We start from the raw sequence: 18166 nt of genomic DNA, 5'->3' as shown, positions 1-18166 counted from the left end.
ACACTTCCTTTGCTTTTTAAATTATTTTAAGTATTTCTCTGCCTTGCTTTTTCCGGTAACTTTTCTAATCTGGCAAGAGCCTTTTTTAAAGTCTCTTTCTTTTTGGCATAGTGAAACCTTATCAGATGATTAATATCGTCTTTGAAAAAACTAGAGCCTGGAACTGCTGCAACTCCGACTTCTTTGATCATCCACTCGCAAAATTCTAGGTCATCTTCAAAATTAAATTCACTTATATCAACCATTATATAATAGGCGCCTTGAGGTTTAGTATATTTAAGTCCAATTTCGTCTAAACCTTTTAGAAAAAAATCTCTTTTCTTTTCATATTTTTTCTCTAATTCTTGATAATATTGTTCATCAAATTTTAGGGCTGTGACAGCTGCTTCTTGAAGTGGTGAGGCTGCGCCAACAGTTAAAAAATCATGTATTTGTTTGGCACCATTAATTATCTCTGCTGGTGCTATTAAATAGCCGAGCCTCCAGCCGGTTATTGAATATGTTTTAGAAAGTGAACTACAAGAAATAGTTCTTTTAAACATCCCTGGCAGTGAAGCAAAATATGTGTGCTGATATGGAGGATAAACAATATGTTCATATACCTCATCAGTGATTACAAAAGCATCATATTTTTCTACAAGTTCAGCAATGATTTCTAGTTCAGAACGGCTAAATACTTTACCACTTGGATTTGAAGGATTACAGAGAATTAAAGCTTTTACTCCCTGTTTTAAAGCTGCTTCTAGTTCTTTTGGATCAAAATTAAACTCAGGTGGTTTTAAATTTACATAAATCGGTTCTGCACCTGAGAGAATAGCATCAGCAGCATAATTTTCATAAAAAGGAGAAAAGACAACTACTTTATCGCCCGGGCTGCAGACTGTCATCATAGCTGCCATCATTGCTTCTGTACTACCACAGGTTACAACTATTTCTTTTTCTGGATCAATATCTAAGCCCATGAATTTAGACTGTTTACTGGCTAAAGCTTCTCTAAAGTTTTGTGCTCCCCAGGTAACCGAATACTGGTGAATACTGCCTTCAGCTACCTCTTTTAATGATTCTTTCAATTCCTCTGGTGGATCAAAGTCTGGAAATCCCTGAGACAGATTTATTGCCTCATATTTATTAGCTATCCGGGTCATCCTCCTGATAACTGAATCACTAAATTGATCTATTTTTTTGTTTAGTTCTGGCATATCAAAACTCCTTTTTTATATTTCACTGGTATTTGTAATTATTAAAATGCTGGTATAACTGCACCATCAAATTCTTGATTTATAAAAGTACGAACTTCTTCAGATTGATAAGCTTCCACAAATTTATTAATTAAAACATTATTTTCATCTTCAGGCCTTACTGCCACTATACAAACATAAGGTGAGTCAGCATCTTCAATATATATAGAATCTTCTTTAGGATTCATTCCAAGATCGAGGGCATAATTTGAATTAACAGCAGCTGCTGCTACATCAGGTATAACTCTAGCGGTTTGAGCAGCTTCAACTTCATGAAATTTCAAATTACGGGGATTAGCTTCAATATCCAAAATAGTCGCATTAATTCCGACTGAATCATTTATTTTTATTAAGCCAGCTTTTTCAAACAAAAGTAAGGCTCTACCACCATTTGTTGGATCATTTGGGATTGCTATAGTAGAATTTTGTGGAATTTCACTTAATGATTCATATTTATCAGAATAAATAGCAATCGGAATTACAATAGTTTTTGCTGCTGAAACTAAGTCTAGATTTCGATCAGATTTAAATCGTTGAAAATATGGTAAATGCTGAAAAGTATTTGCGTCCAAACTGCCATCTGCAAGTGCTAAATTGGGAGTTACATAATCAGTAAATTCCACAATTTCAAGTTCTATATTTTCTTCTGCAAGGACAGGCTTTACAGCCTCTAATATTTGAGCAAAAGGACCTGCAGTTGCTCCAACTTTCAACACTGAAGCTGACGCCATTACTGTATTCGCTGCTAAAAATAAATATAAAGCCACTGCTAAAACTACTCCACTACTAATTAAAATTGATTTTATTGTTTTTTTCATAATTTAAATTCTCCTCTACTTTTTTAATATTAATAATTTTTTTGTTTCACAATTTGAATAAAATTTTCTTTAACTTTTTGCTTTTCACCTCCTACTGATAAATCATTATTTTAAAAAAATATCAATATATAAAAATAAAACCACTCTTACTATATAACAGCAAAAGTGGTAAAAAATAAACCCTCCTGAGAGGGTTTCTATATTCCTCTCATCTGTCATTTCTTTGAAATGCAGGATTTAGCACCTTACCTTATTGGTAGGTTGCCGGGTTTCAAAGGGCCAGTCCCTCCACCACTCTTGATGAATTATTAAATTTTATTTTTTACTAGTATTTGATTATAGAGAATATCATCTTATTTTTATTTTGTCAAATTTATAAGCCCATTAATTCTTTATATTTTAATCCGAATCATACAGGCACTCATTCAATTTACAGCCTTCAGCTATTATTTTTTTTATGCTCAAGCAGCCACATTTTCCGCCAGATTCCTGCCCCATAACCGCCTACCTCACCACTGCTTGCAGTTACTCGGTGACAGGGGACAATAACTGGAATACTGTTTTTATTATTTGCATTACCCACTGCTGCTTTATTATTATCTATTGCTTCTGCAACCTCTTTATACGAAAAAGTATTCCCATAGGGTATTTCTAAAAGCTGTTCCCAGACACTTTTTTGAAAATCTGTACCTTCTAACTTAAGAGGTAGTTTGAATTCTTTTCTCTCTCCCATAAAGTATTCATCCAGCTTATCTTTTGCTTTTAAATAATTCACTTCTTTGTTTTTAATATTTAATGTTTTTTCCATAATTATAAATCTCTCAATTAAAAAATATAATTTTTAATACCTATTTATTAAATTTTAACATTTACACTGTTTTTAAACAACTATATTTAACACAAAAAACCTGTTTAACCACAGCTGAAATTAAAACTGCAGTAAAACAGGTAAATATAAACTATTTCTTAAATTAAATGCTTTCTATTACTCTTTCAAGTCTTGACTTTATTTCTTGAGCGATTTCATTGACTTTTTTGTTCTCAGACATCCCCAGTGCCTTTTCTGGATCAATTGCTGCAACTTTTATTTCTTGTTTATCATTTTCAAAAATAATAACATTACAGGGAAGCAGGAGTCCCAGTTCTGATTCTTCTCCTATTCCTTCAAAAGCAAAGGCAGGATTACAAGCTTCAAGTATTAGATAGTTATTCATATCTTTATCTAGCTTTTCTTTAAAGGTCTTTTTCATATCAATTTCTGCAAGTACCCCAAAACCTTCTTCTTTTAATTCACTTTTTACTTTACTGACTGCATCCTGATAAGAAAGTTCAACACTTTTTTGAATACCATATTTACTCATTATTACTCCTCCCCATATTTTAAGGATTAATATTTTTATTATGATTATTCAAATTCTCCATTATCTCATTTAACTCTTCTTTAGTTATTTCACCATTTGCATAACGCTCTCTAGCAATCTGTTCTGCACTATCCCCATTTTTACTAGATTCCAATTCTCTTTTATGATCAAATTTTTCTCGATGTTTCTCAAAATTGCTTTGCCCCTTATAGCTAGAACCACCATTTCTGCGGTCATTATGGTTTTGATGATTATGCCTATTATATTCTTTAAAGAAATAATAAACCACACCAATAATTATTATCCATAAAATTATCGAAAATCCTCCACCCATCATTCCAGGGCCAAATCCCATCATAGTAATACCTCCCTATTTTTTAATAATTAATACCAGTTATCAAGCCAGTCACGCATCATAAATATTTCCTGACGCTGACTATCTCTAATACTTCTAGCTAGTAAATAAACAGACTGATGTTCATCCAGATTTTGCATAATTAACTGCTGTGACATCATAACTGCTCCCATGTGATGAAATATCATATCCTGTAAAAATTCATAATCTAATTCTTCCCCGGATAGACCTTTATAATTTCCCATCATTGGCTGGTACTGATAATTATTTGTTCTATCTGGATACCACTCAGACAGATATTTTTCCATTTCTTCAATTTCCTGAGTTTGAACTTCTATAATATCTTTAGCAAATTCTCTCATCTGTTCACGATTAGTATTATCTCTTAATATTTTTGCTTTAGCGACTGCTTCCTCATGGTGAGGTATCATTTTAATTAAAAATTCATATTCACTGTCCACAGATTCCATCATTCCAGGACCCATTCCCATCATTCCAGGACCAAAACCTGGTCCAGGCTGGGCAAAAGCAAAATTAAATCCTATTCCAATAATCGCTAATATAATTAGAGTAATTATTAAATTTCTTGTCATTTAATTGACCTCCTTTGAAACCAATTTGTTTCTTTCGCATACCCCTACTAGGTATCTTAACCATAGTATAACACTCAAGATTAATTCTGTCAACATCAATATCACAATAATTAAATATTAATCTATACTCTTTTCATCAATTTTATTCTAAAACAATTATAAAATATAAATGTGAAGAAAATATGAATTATTTTAAAAGATATTATTAACAAAAAAAGCAGCTGCATATAAACAGCCACTCTTTTAAAAAGTTTATTTAATTAACCAAAATTATAGTTTAACAATAACTCTTCCTTTTGAATTTCCGGCCAACATATTCTCAATCTGATCATTTAAATCTTCTAATAAGACTTCTGTTGAAAACTCGTCCAATTGATCAACTTTCCAGTCTGAAGCAATTTTTTTCCAGGCTTCTTCTCTTAACTCTCTTTTGCACTGGACAGAGTCTATACCAAATAAACTTATTCCTCTTAAAATAAATGGATAAACATTAAGATCTAATTTTGCAGATGCTACATTTCCACAGCAGGTTACAGCACCATCATACTTAGTTGCTTTGATGGCTGTTGTTAGAATGTTCCCACCAACTGTATCAATAACTCCATCCCATTTTTCTTTTAAAAGCATTCTTCCTGAATCATCATCTACTTCTTTTCTATCAATTACATTTTCCACACCTAAGTTATTAAAATAATATCTTGCCCCACTTTTTCCGGTAGCTGCAGTAACTTTATAGCCAATCTTAGCCAAAATAGCACAAGCAAAGCTTCCGACTCCTCCGGAAGCACCTGTAACTAAAATATTATTTTTATCCACATCAGCTTCTAAAAGTTTATAAACGGAAAGTGCAGCAGTAAATCCGGCTGTACCATAAATCATGCTCTGTCTTAAACTTAGATTTTGAGGTAGTTTGACTGCCCAGCCAGCTGGGATTCGAATATATTCTTCAAAACCACCATCAGTATTCATTCCAAAATCATAACCTGTAACTATTACTTTATCTCCTTTTTTATAAGTACCACTTTTATCTTCTACGACTATTCCTGCCGCATCAATACCTGGAGTATGAGGGTATTCTCGAGTAACTCCTTTATTTCCAGCCGCCGAAAGAGCATCTTTATAATTTAAAGAAGAATATTTAACATTGATTATCAGATCACCCTCAGGTAGATCATTAATTTCCTTTTCTATAATTTCTCTTTTGAATTCTCCGTCGATTTCATTAACTTCTAGTGCTTTAAATTTAATATTTTCCATTGTTTAATATTCACTTCCTTTTTTATACAAATTCAATTTAATAAAAAATCTTTAAAGCTGGCCGATAAACATTTGAACTGTAAAAGAAACTATTACTACCAGTGAAGAAATTATAAATCCATGAAATAATGGTTTGATACCAGAATCCGATACTTCATTGAAATTGGTGGTCAATCCAATCGCACCTAAGGCCATAACCATCATGAATTTAGAAATTGAAGCAATATTGTTGCTCAAGTCAGCTGAAATAATACCTGTACTTTTAACTGCAACCATAACTAAAAATAACAAAATAAAATATGGAAAAATATTTCTGATACTTACCTTTTCATGCTGCTCATTTTCTTTTATTCCCAGTCTTCTATTTTCTCTAGCATTTATAATAGAAAAAATCATTACTATTGGTACAATTGATAAAGTTCTTGTTAATTTTACAATTACCGCAAAAGAACCTGCTGCATCAGAAAAAGCATAACCTGCTGCAACTACTGATGAGGTATCATTAACCGCTGTTCCAGCCCAGAGTCCAAAACCAAGATCACTCATCCCTAAATATCTACCTGCTATAGGAAAAAGAATAACCATTAATATATCAAATATAAAAGTTGCAGATATTGCATAAGCTATATCACTGTTTTCTGCTTCAATTGTTGGGGCAACTGCTGCTATTGCAGAACCACCACAGACGCCTGTCCCTGCAGAAATTAAACTTGATAATTTCCAGTTCATATTAAATAAACGGCCAACTAAATAGCCGCCACCAAAGGCAGTCATTAAAGTGAAGGTCATAACAATTAAAGAATAACCCCCAACTGATAATACCTGGGAAAAACTTAAAGTAAGTCCCATAAGTACAATTCCTGTTTTTAAAATCTTTTTCGAAACAAATTTGATACCTTTGTTAAAAATATAAATTTCTTTAATAATTGGATTCAATAACATTCCTAAAATAAGTGCAAAAACACTAGCACTAATAATGTGCATTGGTATGTAAGTACTTACTGCCTTAGCAGTTAAAGCTAATAAAATTGTAAGGATGATACCTGCTAAGTAATCTTTGATCTCTTCCATTTTATCTCCTCCTTATTGATTTCAATCTTGATTTTATTATAAATTATCGATAAAATAAAATTATAATATTTTATAAATCAATAAATTTAAATTATAGGTGATAAAATGATAGATTTTAGACATCAAACTTTTCTGCAGCTCTGCAGAATAAAAAATTATACAAAAACTGCAAAAAAACTTCATATAACCCAGCCGACTGTAAGCCAGCACATTAAACATTTAGAAGATTATTATCAAGTTAAATTATTTAATTATAGCGGTAAAAGTTTAAAAATCACTGAAGCCGGCAAAAAACTATATAAATATACAGAAAGAATGATTGCTGACAGTAAACAAATAAAAAAATGTATCAAAAAAAGATCTGAAAGAAAAAAAATAAAATTTGGAGCAACTCTTTCTATTGGTGAATTTGTTATGCCAGATATTTTAAATAAGCTTATGGAAGAAAATCCTGAACTTAACTTTGATATGCTGGTTGAAAATACAGAAAATCTTCTAAATAAGCTAAAAAAAGGAGAAATCAATTTTGCAGTTCTCGAAGGCTTTTTTGATAAATCGAAATTTGGTTATCAACTTTTTAGTAAAGAAAAATTTATTGGTATTTGTTCTCCTAATTCAAGATTTAACCACCATAAAATTAAACTTGAGGATTTATTAAATGCAAGATTAATTTTAAGAGAAAATGGATCAGGAACACGTGAAGTCTTAGAACAAATCCTTTATACAAACAATTTAAGTGAAAAAAGCTTTAACAATAAAATAGAAATAGGTAATTTAAATACTATTAAACAACTTGTTAGCCATAATAAAGGGGTTTCATTTGTTTATCAGGCAGCAGCCCAAAAAGAATTAGAAAACAATAGCATCACAACTTTAAAAATTAAAGGCTTTAATATCAAAAGAGAATTTAATTTTGTTTATTTAAAAAATAGTGTTTTTGAAGACCAATACCAGAGATATTTTAAGTTATTTAATGATTTGAGAAAAAAATAAAATATAGCTGCCCTGATAATAGCTAAATTAGACAGAACAGCTTTTTTGAAAATTTTTATATAATTTATATTTTTTCTATAAACTTATCAGTTAAAGCAAGTAGTTCATCTTTTTGCTGCAGGCCCTCTATAAATCTTTTGGGAATTTTAGAAAAGCCAACCTGAGCTCCAATTAAAGCACCTGTCAGCATTGTCCTTACCTGATTCTGGCCGCCCCCATTGAGAGCGTGAAGTACTCCATTTTCAAAATCATCATTAAATCTTGCCGATAGATAATAGACTGCAGGCAGCATATGGTAAATTGCACAGGGCATTCCGTAAACTATAGCAGCTTTCCAAGCTGGCTCAATTATTATATCATCATCTTGAGCTGCTTGTGCCATATAAGAGGGCGAAAGCAGTCCGTCTGGAGAAGCAAAAAGGCCCTCTCCATAAAGATCAGATTCTTTAACCACATTTTTATTAGACGGTGGAGTTAAATTATCGCCAGTTACTTTATGAAAGGGTAATTTACCCTGATCAACAGCCTGCATTAATTTGGCAGAAATTTTTGAGTCAAGGCTCTCTCCCTGAATTAAAAATGCCAGGACTGAGCTGTAGGCAACCGTTAATGAAGCAATTAGATTATCTGATTGAGTTAAAGCTGTATTAGCGGTGATATTTAAACTCAAGGATTCTAAATCATCTGCATAAAAAATAGCCTGAGCAATATTTCTTTCAATTGACTCGGTAGTATCCGCATTGCCTGCAACCTGATCCCAGGGCAATTCTTTTTCAACTCTTGCCCGCCAGAGATGGCGCATTGACTGACTTGTATAACCACCAGGACCAGCCATTGCCTCCCCTGATATTTTAGGCAAAAAATCTTGATCCATCATTTTACAGAAAGCATCCTGAGCATAACCATCATTTTCAATTAAATGCTCTGCCATCATCTTTAGTAAAATTCCTGCCTGAGATATTTGCCCCGCTTCAAGACCAGCATGATACCTATCAGATTTCGGCTCTGTATAATCATCTATCCATTCACCATATTCCTGACGCATTTCTTCTAAATCATAATACCAGTGAGGACCAACTCCAAGAGCTTCACCTATAAAAGCACCCATCAATGCACCTTTTGCTCTTTCTTTTTTACTATTTTTCATGATTTACCCCCTCAAATTAAAATATTACTGATATCTAATTTAATTTTATTTTTTCATTTTATTTTTCTTGATTAGTCTTTGTTTTAAATCAAATAATTTATCTGAAAGATCAACTTTCATAATATGAGGATTTGTTAGTCTTTTATATTCTTCTCCTAAACTATCCTTTTCTTTTTCTGCATAGTTTTTGATTTCCAGTACTGAGGGAGAATCATATACAAGTTGACCATTTTTAAAAATCGGTTCCAGCATGTCTCTAAGCTGATAACTACCTTTTTTTAGTGTAGTAGTTTTCCAGGTATCTCTTGCATCAAATAAAGTTAAATCCTCATTTTCACTTATTTCTTCGTTTTTAAGAGCTATCAAATCTGCTCTAATCTTACCTGATTCTTTATCATAAATTCTAACTAATTTTTTATCACCTGGATTAGTCATTTTTTCAATATTATCAGAAAGCTTTATTTTAGGCTGATCACTATATTCACTCATTTTATAAACTGCTCCAAAAGCTGGAGAATCATAGGAAGTTATAAGTCTAGTCCCGACTCCATACAAATCAATCTCAGCCCCCTGTAAATTCAGAGAAGTAATAATATTTTCATCAAGATTATTAGAAGCCACTATCACAGCATCTTCAAACCCTGCCTGATCCAGCATTTTTCTAGCTTCTTTAGAAAGATAGGCTAAATCTCCACTATCAAGTCTTATACCAAATAGATCAGATTCAATTCCTTTTTCTTTCATTTCCTTAAAAACTTTAATTGCATTAGGAACCCCCGATTTTAAAGTGTCATATGTATCAACTAAAAGTATACAGTTATTAGGAAAATTATCAGCATAAGTTCGAAACGATTCTAATTCACTTTCAAAACTCATTACCCAGCTGTGAGCATGAGTTCCACTTACTTTAACTCCAAATTTCTTACCTGTCAAAACATTTGATGTTCCAACACAGCCGCCAATTACAGCAGCACGCGCTCCATAAATTCCAGCATCTGGACCATGGGCACGACGAAGACCAAATTCAAGTACATTTTTTCCTTTTGCTGCCTCATTTATTCTAGCTGCTTTGGTTGCAATTAAAGCTTGATGATTAATTAAATTTAAAAGTGGAGTTTCTAATAATTGAGCCTGTAAAATAGGTGCTTCTACTTTAAGCAGAGGCTCTTTTGGAAAAACAACACTTCCTTCTGGTACTGAATAAATATCTCCTTTAAATTTAAAATTTCTCAGATAATCTAAAAATTTATCGTTAAATCCTTGATTTTTCAAGTAAGAGATGTCATCTTCTTTGAACCTTAAGTTTTCTACAAATTCAATAATCTGTTCTAAACCTGCAAAAATCGCATAACCATTATTACTGGGATTTTCTCTATAAAAAAGATCGAAAACTGCCGTTTCAGTTTTTCCTTTCTGACAGTAACCTTGAGCCATAGTCAATTGATAAAAATCAGTTAAAAGACTTAAATTTCTCATTATTATAAACACCAACCTTATTTTATTTATTGTCTGTTTATAAAATTTTAACATTTCAGATTAATTAAAACAAGTAAATTTAAATACAGAGACAATAACCTGGCCTCGAAAATTATTTTCTTATCTTCACTAATTCCAGTTACTGCAGATAAAAGACTTATCTAATTAAAAAAACTATCAGCTGCACATTTAGTACAGCTGATAAAACCATTAATTTTTTATCAATTATTGTAACTCTATTTCACCGGTAACTTCACTATCTTCAGTAATCTCTGCAGATTCCTGATATTCTTCACTGGCAAAATAGATATTTCCTTCAACTGTTGCATCATAGAGTTCAAATCCATCTGCTTCTACAACAATATCTCCTTCAAAAATACCAGCCTGAAATCTTGTATTAGGACTATTAATAGTCATCTGTGGTGCTGTAATTGTAAATCGCTCTGTTATATTACGTTCATCATCCTGAGTATATGGAGCGATTTTACGATAAACTTCGTTTTCCGAGTCACCACGATTATAGAAAGTTCCCTCAACAACAAGTTCTTCTTCAAAAGTCAAATCATTTAAGGTAGCAATTATCCAGGTTCCATCTTCACTTATAGCCTGTCTAAACTCTTCCTCTTCACTTACTATCGAAGCAGTTGTAACCGTATCAGCTGCTTCCTCCTGATTCTGATCTGTTCCATTACCTCCACATGCTGCCAGTAGAAAAAGAGACAGAATAACAACCGCTACTAAACCAAATTTTCTTTTCATTTTTCTTTCTCCTCCCTATTGTGTTATTCTAAAAACAATTATAAGTTGTACTAATTTAAAATGATAATTTTCATTTTAAGAATATTAAAATTAACTGTTTTCGTAAGTTAAATTTAATACATCTGTGGAGATCAATTCTTAACTTCTTGTTTTCTCCCAGCCTTAACTCAAATATTCATTAGCTCTTAAAGCTGCTTTAGTTACCTTAAATCCAGTCATTCTTCTTAAATAACCAGTATTCAATACCAATTATCACAATCATTATTAGAGAAAAAATAGCAAAGGCAGCATTACTTTCAGTTCCCGGCATTCCTCCAATATTGATGCCAAATAGACCGGTCAAAAAACCCAATGGTAAAAAGATACTACCTACTATAGACAGAATGTACATTGTTCTATTCATCTGATCATTTATTTTATTATTTAATTCTTCCTGAACCAGAGCTGCCCGATCCCGAATGGTATCAAGTTCTTCAATCTGTCTAATTGAACGGTTAGAAAACTCATAAATATATTCTTTATCGTCCTCATCAAGCCAACTTATCTTGTCTTTATATAATCGGGCCATTAATTCCCGCTGTGGAACTATATAGCGACGAATAATAACTACTTCTCTTCTTTTTTCAGAAATCATTGAGCGAAGCTTAGATCTTTCTGCTGTTAAAACTTCTTCTTCCATTTCATCAATATCTTCTTCAATTTTATAAATATAATCACTGATTTTATCTATGACACCATCGAGTACCCTGATCAAAAAATCAGCAATTGTTCGCGGCCCATTTCCACGCTGATAACTCTTATCAATATCATCAATGGTAAATACCCTCTCACTTCGGGTAGTAATTATTCGATCTGGTTCAATCCACATATGCAGTGAAACCATATCTTCTTCATCTGAGTTAGGATTTAAATTTAAGCCCCTCAGATTGAGAAGAATGCCCTCTTCATCTTTTAAAACCCGGGGCCTGGTTTCTTCTGAAATCAATTCTTTAATTACAATATCAGATAAACCACTTTTTTCTTTTAACCACTCTTTAGCTTCTGCCTCCAGCACATTGAGGTGATACCAGCTAAAGGAATCTTCACTCTTTTTAGTAATATCCTCATTTAAATTTTCTAATTTTTTAATATATTCTTTTTCTACATAATAACCTGTAATTAAGGCTGACATCAAATACCTCCTCAAAAGTTTTCAGGATAATAATACTAAAAAGTGTTTCCATCCCAACCCCACATTACCCTCGGAACATCTGAAAATTTAATATAGATTCTATCCTTGTCAATTCCCAGTTCTTTTTCAAGAAATTCGCAGATAAATTTAGAAAGTTCTGCGGTCATTGACTGTTTTAATCCGATACTGTTTACTTCAACAAAAGCTGTCTTTTCAGTGCTGCCACCAAAAGTCATTTTAAGATCTGCTTCCATTGCTGTCATAACATATGATTCTGGTTTTCCCAGCTTTTCTGCCATCTCAGCCGATAATTTTTTTAACAATCCCTGCTCTGCTTCTACTTCCTGATTTGTCTGTACTTTAATATAAGGCATTAATCTCACTCCTCTATCATATTATTAAAAAAATTTTATTTAAATTCTATTTACTCAAGTTGCGGACTATTCCATATTTTCTTAAGACAATTAAATCAGCATCGATTCTACCACTTGTTTCAGGCGCATAATCTACATCAATCAGCTCTATAAATTCTGCAGTATAATCCTTTAAAACTCCATTATATTTAAGCCATTCACTTCCTCTTTTAAGCTCTAAAATTACTCTTTCACCAATATAATCCTCAAGCAGAGGTTCGTAAGAAGTTTCGACCAACCCATAAACTTCATTTTTCATTTTGTTAACCTGACTGTCATTACTGCTGATAGCCGCTCCAACCGGGGTTGTCTTAGATAGGTGGCTGGTTATCATATTAAGTATTTCAATAACAGCATCCTTGATAATTTTTAAGAAATTAAAAATAGCTCGTTTGAGCTTCCTCCAGCGAGAGGGATGAAAGGTTTTCCTAAAATCTTCCTCTCTCAGTTTTTTTGCTTCCTCGGTTAAATCTTTATGATAGCGTACAACTGCCTGAATATCTGGATATTCATTTTTATAGAGTAGGAAACTTAATAATTCCAAATTCTGTTGATCCTTAATTAATTCTGGATAATCAAATCTTAGACCTGAACTTTTAATTTTTAATTCACCTTTATACTGCTGACCATTTAATAATTCTAAAGTAACATTATCATCTCTAAAATCTTTAAGACATTTATCTTTCTTAATTTTTCTTAAAACAACTGCCAGCAGTGCTGAAAGAATAATAAATATAATTGTTATTGTAGTAGCATCCAAAGTTTAACCTCCCTTGCTAATATTTTTTCTTTTTTTATAATAAACCCTTTAATATTTATTCTCTTGTCTATATCAATATTTAAACAAAGACAGAGAAATTCCTCTATTTTGAAGCCTCATTTTCTCATCAAATTCTAATTTGTATAAGCTACAATATTGCTGTAGAATCAGATTAGAAATAGATTCATTTTACTTTAAGGAGGAGATCTAATGCACCGCACAAAAACATTTTTATTGATGTTTAGTTTAATAATTGTATTCATGTTTTTTGGAGGAATGATTGCCGGTCAAGATGGAATTGTGATGGCCTTTATTTTTGCACTAGCTATTAATTTTATCAGCTACTGGAACAGTGATAAGATTGCCATCAAAATGACTAAATCCAAACCTTTAAATGAAAGTGAAGCACCAGAAATTTATAATATAGTCAGAAAACTGACCCAAAATAACAAAATGCCGATGCCTGAAATTTATCTGACCCCATCAAATCAACCCAACGCTTTCGCAACTGGTCGAAATCCAGATCATGCTGCTATTGCAGTCACTCGGGGTTTAATTAGATTATTAAACAAAGATGAATTAGAAGGAGTAATCGCCCACGAGCTAGCTCATGTTAAAAATAGGGATACCTTAATCAGCACTATGGCAGCAGTAATGGCTGGCGCTTTAGCTTTTTTAGCTAGAATTGGTAGATTTAGAATGATTTTTGGAGGCCGCCGTAACAATAATGGAGCTGGTGCTCTACTGCAGTTAGTTGCTATAATCTTTGCACCTTTAGCAGCTATTTTAATCAAAATGGCAATTTCGCGCTCGCGAGAATATATAGCTGATGAAACCGGTGGCAAAATCTCTGGTAATCCCGAAGGTCTGGCCAGTGCTTTAGAAAAAATGGAGCGCTACAGCCAGGGTAAAGAACAGATGCAGATTAATGAAGCTGCAGCCCACATGTTTATTTTAAATCCACTTTCTCGTGAAGGAATGGCTAAACTATTCAGTTCACATCCTCCAACAGCAGAAAGAATAAAACGACTACGACAAACTAGATAAATTTACACAATCAGTTATAATATTGACAGCCAGAATTTACTGGCTGTTTTTTTTATCAAAAATCTGCAAAAAAATCGATCTTAACCTTTGATTTTGGTGGAGATGTTCTCTTAAATGAAGTTAATTACTATTGTTCATTAAACCCAAATATTTGTAATATATTTTACAATTTTAAAATAAGCAAAATTAGACAAAATATTCCCTTGACAAAGCTTCCAAAATAGAATATTATATTAATTAATGAAAGTGATAATAATAATCATTATTAGTAACAATAATCATTATTAATAACAAACAGGAGGAATTCAAAAATGAAAAATTACGAAAAAATGAACACTTATTTAGCAAATTTAGCGGTATTAAATACTAAATTACACAACTTACACTGGAATGTAGAAGGAAAGCAATTTATGCAGGTACATCTCTTTACTGAAGATCTATATACTGATTTCTTTGAAAAATATGATGCAGTAGCAGAAATTCTTAAAATGAAAGGCGAATCACCTTTAGTCAAGCTTAGTGAATATCAAGAAGCTTCTACTATTGAAGAATTAGACTCTAAAAAATTCGGTGTAGATGAAGTATTGAATATAGTACTAGCTGATTTGAAAGAAATGAAAAAATTAGCTGAAGAAATTAGAAATGATGCTGATGAAGCTGGTGACTTCGAAGTAGTTGGGGAATTCGAAGAGCATGTAGCTGGCTACAGCCAAAATATCTGGTTTGTTCGTTCTATGGTAGCTTAATTAAATTAAATAATGCATATTTAAAGCCAGAGCATTAATGCTCTGGCTTTTTTTAGTCTCTTAAAATTTAATTTAAATCAATAATTATATCAATTAAAATTAATAATATTAATTTAATCAGTAAACTTAGCTAGAACCTCCATTAATTCATCTATAATTTCGTCTCCTTCTTCATTTCTAACTGCCCGCTGCACACAGCCATGAACGTGTTTATCCAAAATTTTAAGTCCAACATTTTTTAACCCACCTTGTACAGCATTAATCTGATGTAAAATATCAACACAATATTTCTCTTCATTAACCATCCGCTGCAGTCCACGAACCTGACCTTCTATTCTTCTTAACCGATTTATTAATTCCTTCTTATCCAGTTCACATAATGAATTCATCAAACCCCTCCATTCCTATTATTAGCTTAAATTTATCTGTCGATTAAAACTTTTTTTACTTGTAATCTGCTTGAACATTTTCGCGTCTTAATAAATTAGCATTTGTCACAACACTAATTGAGCTTGTAGCCATTGCCATCTCTGCAATTACCGGATGCAGCAAACCTAAAATTGCAACAGGTATAGCAATTAAGTTGTAGAAAAATGCCCAAAATAAATTTTGTTTGATTTTTTTGAAAGTAGCCCGCGAAAGTTTAACTGCTGTAATTACAGAAGATAAATCTCCTCTAACAAGTGTTATATCTGAAGATTCAATTGCAATATCTGTCCCAGTCCCTATTGCTATTCCAACATTTGCCTGAGTTAAAGCAGGTGCATCATTAATCCCATCACCAACCATAGCAATAACACCAAATTCAGATTGCAGTTCTTTTACCTTATCTACCTTACCATCTGGCATTACTTCAGCAACTACATGATCAATTCCTACCTCTTTAGCTATTGCCTCGGCTGTTCGCTGATTATCACCAGTAATCATTGCTGTTTCTAAGCCCAGTTTTTTAAGTTCGGCAATTGCTTGTATCGAATCTTCTTTTAAGGCATCTGCTACAGCAACTATTCCAAGCATTTTACCATCAGCTGCAGCCAGCATTGCCGTTTTAGCTTCATTTTCCAGTCGCTGTAATTCATCTTCAAAATCAGCTGTAGCTATCTTATTAGATTCCATTAATTTTCTACTTCCAACAAGTACTTCCTTACCGTCAACTTCTGCTTTAACTCCTTTACCGGTAACAGAGTTGAATTTTTTAATTTCTTTTACATCAATTTCTCTATCTTTAGCGCCTCGGACTATTGCCTCTCCTAGAGGGTGTTCAGAACCTGCTTCTACACTTGCAGCTAACTGAAGTAATTCTTGATCACTACTTTCAGGTGCCGCAATTATATCTGTTACCTCAGGTTTACCCTTGGTAATGGTTCCCGTTTTGTCAAAAACAATTGTGTGTACATCTTTCATTGTCTGGATTGCTTCACCTTTACGGATTAGAACTCCATTTTCAGCTCCAATTCCACTCCCAACCATTAATGCAGTTGGAGTTGCCAGGCCTAAAGCACAAGGACAGGCAATTACTAAAACAGCAATTGTTGCAAAAATTGCTAAAGTAAATGTTCCCAGTTCCGGATTAACCCAGGGCAGAAAAGATTGAGCCCAAAATCCAACTTCTCTAAAAGCATCAGGAAAGATCAACCATAATAAAAAGGTTGAGGCTGCTATAACTAAAACTGTTGGGACAAAGATTCCTGTTATCTTATCAGCAAATTCCTGAATAGGAACTTTGGTTCCCTGAGCTTCCTCTACCATTTTTACTACCTGAGCCAGGAAAGTATCTTTGCCAACTTTTGTGGCTTTAACTTTAATTAATCCATTCTGATTAACAGTAGCACCAATTACTTCATCTCCCTCTTTTCTCTTAACAGGCATTGATTCTCCAGTTGCCATTGACTCATCAACTGTGGTCTTACCTTCAACAATTTCTCCATCAGTAGGTATTTTTTCTCCTGGTTTAATCAGCATAATATCTCCAGGCTGTACATCCTCAATTGCAACCTCTTTTTCATTTCCATTCTCAATAATTGTTGCAGTTTTAGCTCCCAGCTCCAATAGTTTTCGAATTGCCTGAGAAGCCCTACCTTTGGCAGTTTCTTCAATATAACGTCCTGTTAAATGAAAGGCCATAATCATTGCTGAAACTCCTGCATAATTGGCAATTGGAGTAAAGAAAACTGCAGGTCCAGTAATAAAAGCTGCACCAGTACCCATTGCTATCAGTACATCCATATTTGCACTTCCATGACTAACTGCTCTGTAAGCAGTAATAAATGTTTTACGTCCAAAAACAAAAAGTGGTGGGATTGCCAGGATAATCATTCCTAAATTAAAAATCTGCATATTTGGCCAGGCAACTCCAAAGAACATCTCCGGAATCATCCAGAGCATGATAGGGATTGTAAAGGCCCATGTACCCCACATTTTCTTCTTTGCTTTCTTAACTTTTTTCATATCATCACTGAGTTCATCCTCAGCATTCTCACTGTCTTTCTCGATTTCTTCATCTTCAAAATGGGCCAGCTCATAACCAGAATTCTTAACAATTTCTCGAAAATCATTTTTACTTAGAATTTCTGGATTATATTGAACACTACCTTTTTCAGTAGCAATATTTACATTGGCTTCATAAACTCCTTCACTTTTGTTTAGAGCTTTTTCTACTGCTGCCGAACAACTGGCACAGCTCATACCATCTATACTAAAAGAAATCTTTTCTTTTTCTTCTTTAACACTATAACCGCTATTTTCAACAACCTTGATCAGCTTATCTCTGCTGCTTTGCTGCGGATCAAAAGTTACATATGCTTTTTCAGCCGCAAAGTTAACCTGTGCCTCACTTACTCCATCCGCTTTGTTTAGAGATTTTTCTACTGTCTGAGAACAGCTTGCACAGCTCATATCCTCTATTTTTAAAGTGATTTTCTTTTCATTCATTTTGTTGTGCACCTCCGTATATCTAATATA

General features: G+C 33.0%; 19 protein-coding genes and 1 riboswitch. Of the genes, 3 read left to right on the top strand and 16 right to left on the bottom strand.

Features of this window, described 5'->3' with window-relative positions:
• Positions 1 to 26: 26 nt before the first annotated feature.
• The 8 genes from HSACCH_RS02185 to HSACCH_RS02150 all read right to left on the bottom strand — a co-directional run bounded on the left by HSACCH_RS02185 (position 27) and on the right by HSACCH_RS02150 (position 6693).
• Positions 27 to 1199 (bottom strand): pyridoxal phosphate-dependent aminotransferase, encoded by a 1173-nt coding sequence (locus HSACCH_RS02185; RefSeq protein ID WP_005487498.1) that lies wholly within the window; start codon positions 1197 to 1199, stop codon positions 27 to 29.
• Positions 1200 to 1240: 41 nt separating this feature from the next.
• Positions 1241 to 2056, bottom strand: a complete 816-nt coding sequence (locus HSACCH_RS02180; protein ID WP_005487496.1) for a MetQ/NlpA family ABC transporter substrate-binding protein — start codon at positions 2054 to 2056, stop codon at positions 1241 to 1243.
• Between the two features lie 205 nt (positions 2057 to 2261).
• Positions 2262 to 2363: riboswitch (SAM riboswitch) on the bottom strand.
• A 132-nt stretch (positions 2364 to 2495) separates the two neighbouring features.
• Positions 2496 to 2864, bottom strand: coding sequence for a methylated-DNA--[protein]-cysteine S-methyltransferase (locus HSACCH_RS02175; protein WP_005487495.1), 369 nt, complete (start codon positions 2862 to 2864; stop codon positions 2496 to 2498).
• A 163-nt stretch (positions 2865 to 3027) separates the two neighbouring features.
• The gene (locus tag HSACCH_RS02170) at positions 3028 to 3417 is read right to left on the bottom strand and encodes a DUF302 domain-containing protein (RefSeq protein WP_005487493.1); all 390 of its coding nucleotides are present in this window, start codon (positions 3415 to 3417) and stop codon (positions 3028 to 3030) included.
• A gap of 19 nt (positions 3418 to 3436) precedes the next feature.
• A complete protein-coding gene (locus HSACCH_RS02165; RefSeq protein WP_005487492.1) occupies positions 3437 to 3775 on the bottom strand; it encodes an SHOCT domain-containing protein in 339 nt (112 codons plus the stop codon).
• A gap of 26 nt (positions 3776 to 3801) precedes the next feature.
• The gene (locus HSACCH_RS02160; RefSeq protein ID WP_005487490.1) at positions 3802 to 4365 is read right to left on the bottom strand and encodes a DUF305 domain-containing protein; all 564 of its coding nucleotides are present in this window, start codon (positions 4363 to 4365) and stop codon (positions 3802 to 3804) included.
• Positions 4366 to 4635: 270 nt separating this feature from the next.
• Complete coding sequence (locus HSACCH_RS02155) at positions 4636 to 5622, bottom strand: YhdH/YhfP family quinone oxidoreductase (RefSeq protein WP_005487489.1); 987 nt, start codon at positions 5620 to 5622, stop codon at positions 4636 to 4638.
• Between the two features lie 51 nt (positions 5623 to 5673).
• Complete coding sequence (locus HSACCH_RS02150) at positions 5674 to 6693, bottom strand: YeiH family protein (protein WP_005487487.1); 1020 nt, start codon at positions 6691 to 6693, stop codon at positions 5674 to 5676.
• Between the two features lie 105 nt (positions 6694 to 6798).
• Between HSACCH_RS02150 and HSACCH_RS02145 the strand changes: the two genes are divergently transcribed.
• Positions 6799 to 7686, top strand: a complete 888-nt coding sequence (locus HSACCH_RS02145; RefSeq protein WP_005487486.1) for a LysR family transcriptional regulator — start codon at positions 6799 to 6801, stop codon at positions 7684 to 7686.
• A gap of 64 nt (positions 7687 to 7750) precedes the next feature.
• Here the strand turns inward: HSACCH_RS02145 and HSACCH_RS02140 are convergent, their stop codons facing one another.
• The 6 genes from HSACCH_RS02140 to HSACCH_RS02115 form a co-directional block, all read right to left on the bottom strand.
• Entirely contained in the window at positions 7751 to 8833 is a 1083-nt protein-coding gene (locus HSACCH_RS02140; RefSeq protein ID WP_005487484.1) for an ADP-ribosylglycohydrolase family protein, read from the bottom strand.
• A 45-nt stretch (positions 8834 to 8878) separates the two neighbouring features.
• The gene (locus HSACCH_RS02135) at positions 8879 to 10309 is read right to left on the bottom strand and encodes a nicotinate phosphoribosyltransferase (protein ID WP_005487483.1); all 1431 of its coding nucleotides are present in this window, start codon (positions 10307 to 10309) and stop codon (positions 8879 to 8881) included.
• Between the two features lie 225 nt (positions 10310 to 10534).
• The gene (locus tag HSACCH_RS02130) at positions 10535 to 11068 is read right to left on the bottom strand and encodes a hypothetical protein (protein WP_005487481.1); all 534 of its coding nucleotides are present in this window, start codon (positions 11066 to 11068) and stop codon (positions 10535 to 10537) included.
• 205 nt (positions 11069 to 11273) lie between these two features.
• Positions 11274 to 12239 (bottom strand): zinc transporter ZntB, encoded by a 966-nt coding sequence (locus HSACCH_RS02125; protein ID WP_005487479.1) that lies wholly within the window; start codon positions 12237 to 12239, stop codon positions 11274 to 11276.
• 35 nt (positions 12240 to 12274) lie between these two features.
• Positions 12275 to 12613: a phenylpyruvate tautomerase MIF-related protein gene (locus HSACCH_RS02120; protein ID WP_005487478.1), complete on the bottom strand. Its 339-nt coding sequence runs from the start codon at positions 12611 to 12613 to the stop codon at positions 12275 to 12277.
• Positions 12614 to 12659: 46 nt separating this feature from the next.
• The gene (locus HSACCH_RS02115) at positions 12660 to 13412 is read right to left on the bottom strand and encodes a hypothetical protein (protein WP_005487475.1); all 753 of its coding nucleotides are present in this window, start codon (positions 13410 to 13412) and stop codon (positions 12660 to 12662) included.
• A 210-nt stretch (positions 13413 to 13622) separates the two neighbouring features.
• Here HSACCH_RS02115 and HSACCH_RS02110 point away from each other — a divergent pair, with 210 nt between their 5' ends.
• Both HSACCH_RS02110 and HSACCH_RS02105 read left to right on the top strand, forming a co-directional pair.
• Positions 13623 to 14459, top strand: coding sequence for a zinc metalloprotease HtpX (locus HSACCH_RS02110; protein WP_005487473.1), 837 nt, complete (start codon positions 13623 to 13625; stop codon positions 14457 to 14459).
• Between the two features lie 311 nt (positions 14460 to 14770).
• Positions 14771 to 15205 (top strand): Dps family protein, encoded by a 435-nt coding sequence (locus tag HSACCH_RS02105; protein WP_005487472.1) that lies wholly within the window; start codon positions 14771 to 14773, stop codon positions 15203 to 15205.
• Positions 15206 to 15318: 113 nt separating this feature from the next.
• On the opposite strand, the gene HSACCH_RS02100 is transcribed toward HSACCH_RS02105, so the two are convergent.
• Together HSACCH_RS02100 and HSACCH_RS02095 are read right to left on the bottom strand one after the other, a co-directional pair.
• Positions 15319 to 15594 (bottom strand): metal-sensitive transcriptional regulator, encoded by a 276-nt coding sequence (locus HSACCH_RS02100; RefSeq protein WP_005487471.1) that lies wholly within the window; start codon positions 15592 to 15594, stop codon positions 15319 to 15321.
• 55 nt (positions 15595 to 15649) lie between these two features.
• Positions 15650 to 18136 (bottom strand): heavy metal translocating P-type ATPase, encoded by a 2487-nt coding sequence (locus HSACCH_RS02095; RefSeq protein WP_005487470.1) that lies wholly within the window; start codon positions 18134 to 18136, stop codon positions 15650 to 15652.
• Between the last annotated feature and the right edge of the window lie 30 nt (positions 18137 to 18166).

It is taken from the genome of Halanaerobium saccharolyticum subsp. saccharolyticum DSM 6643 (assembly GCF_000350165.1).
Lineage (GTDB): Bacteria > Bacillota > Halanaerobiia > Halanaerobiales > Halanaerobiaceae > Halanaerobium > Halanaerobium saccharolyticum.
Note: the sequence above shows the minus strand (reverse complement) of the source record. Positions and strands in the feature narration are given on the sequence as shown.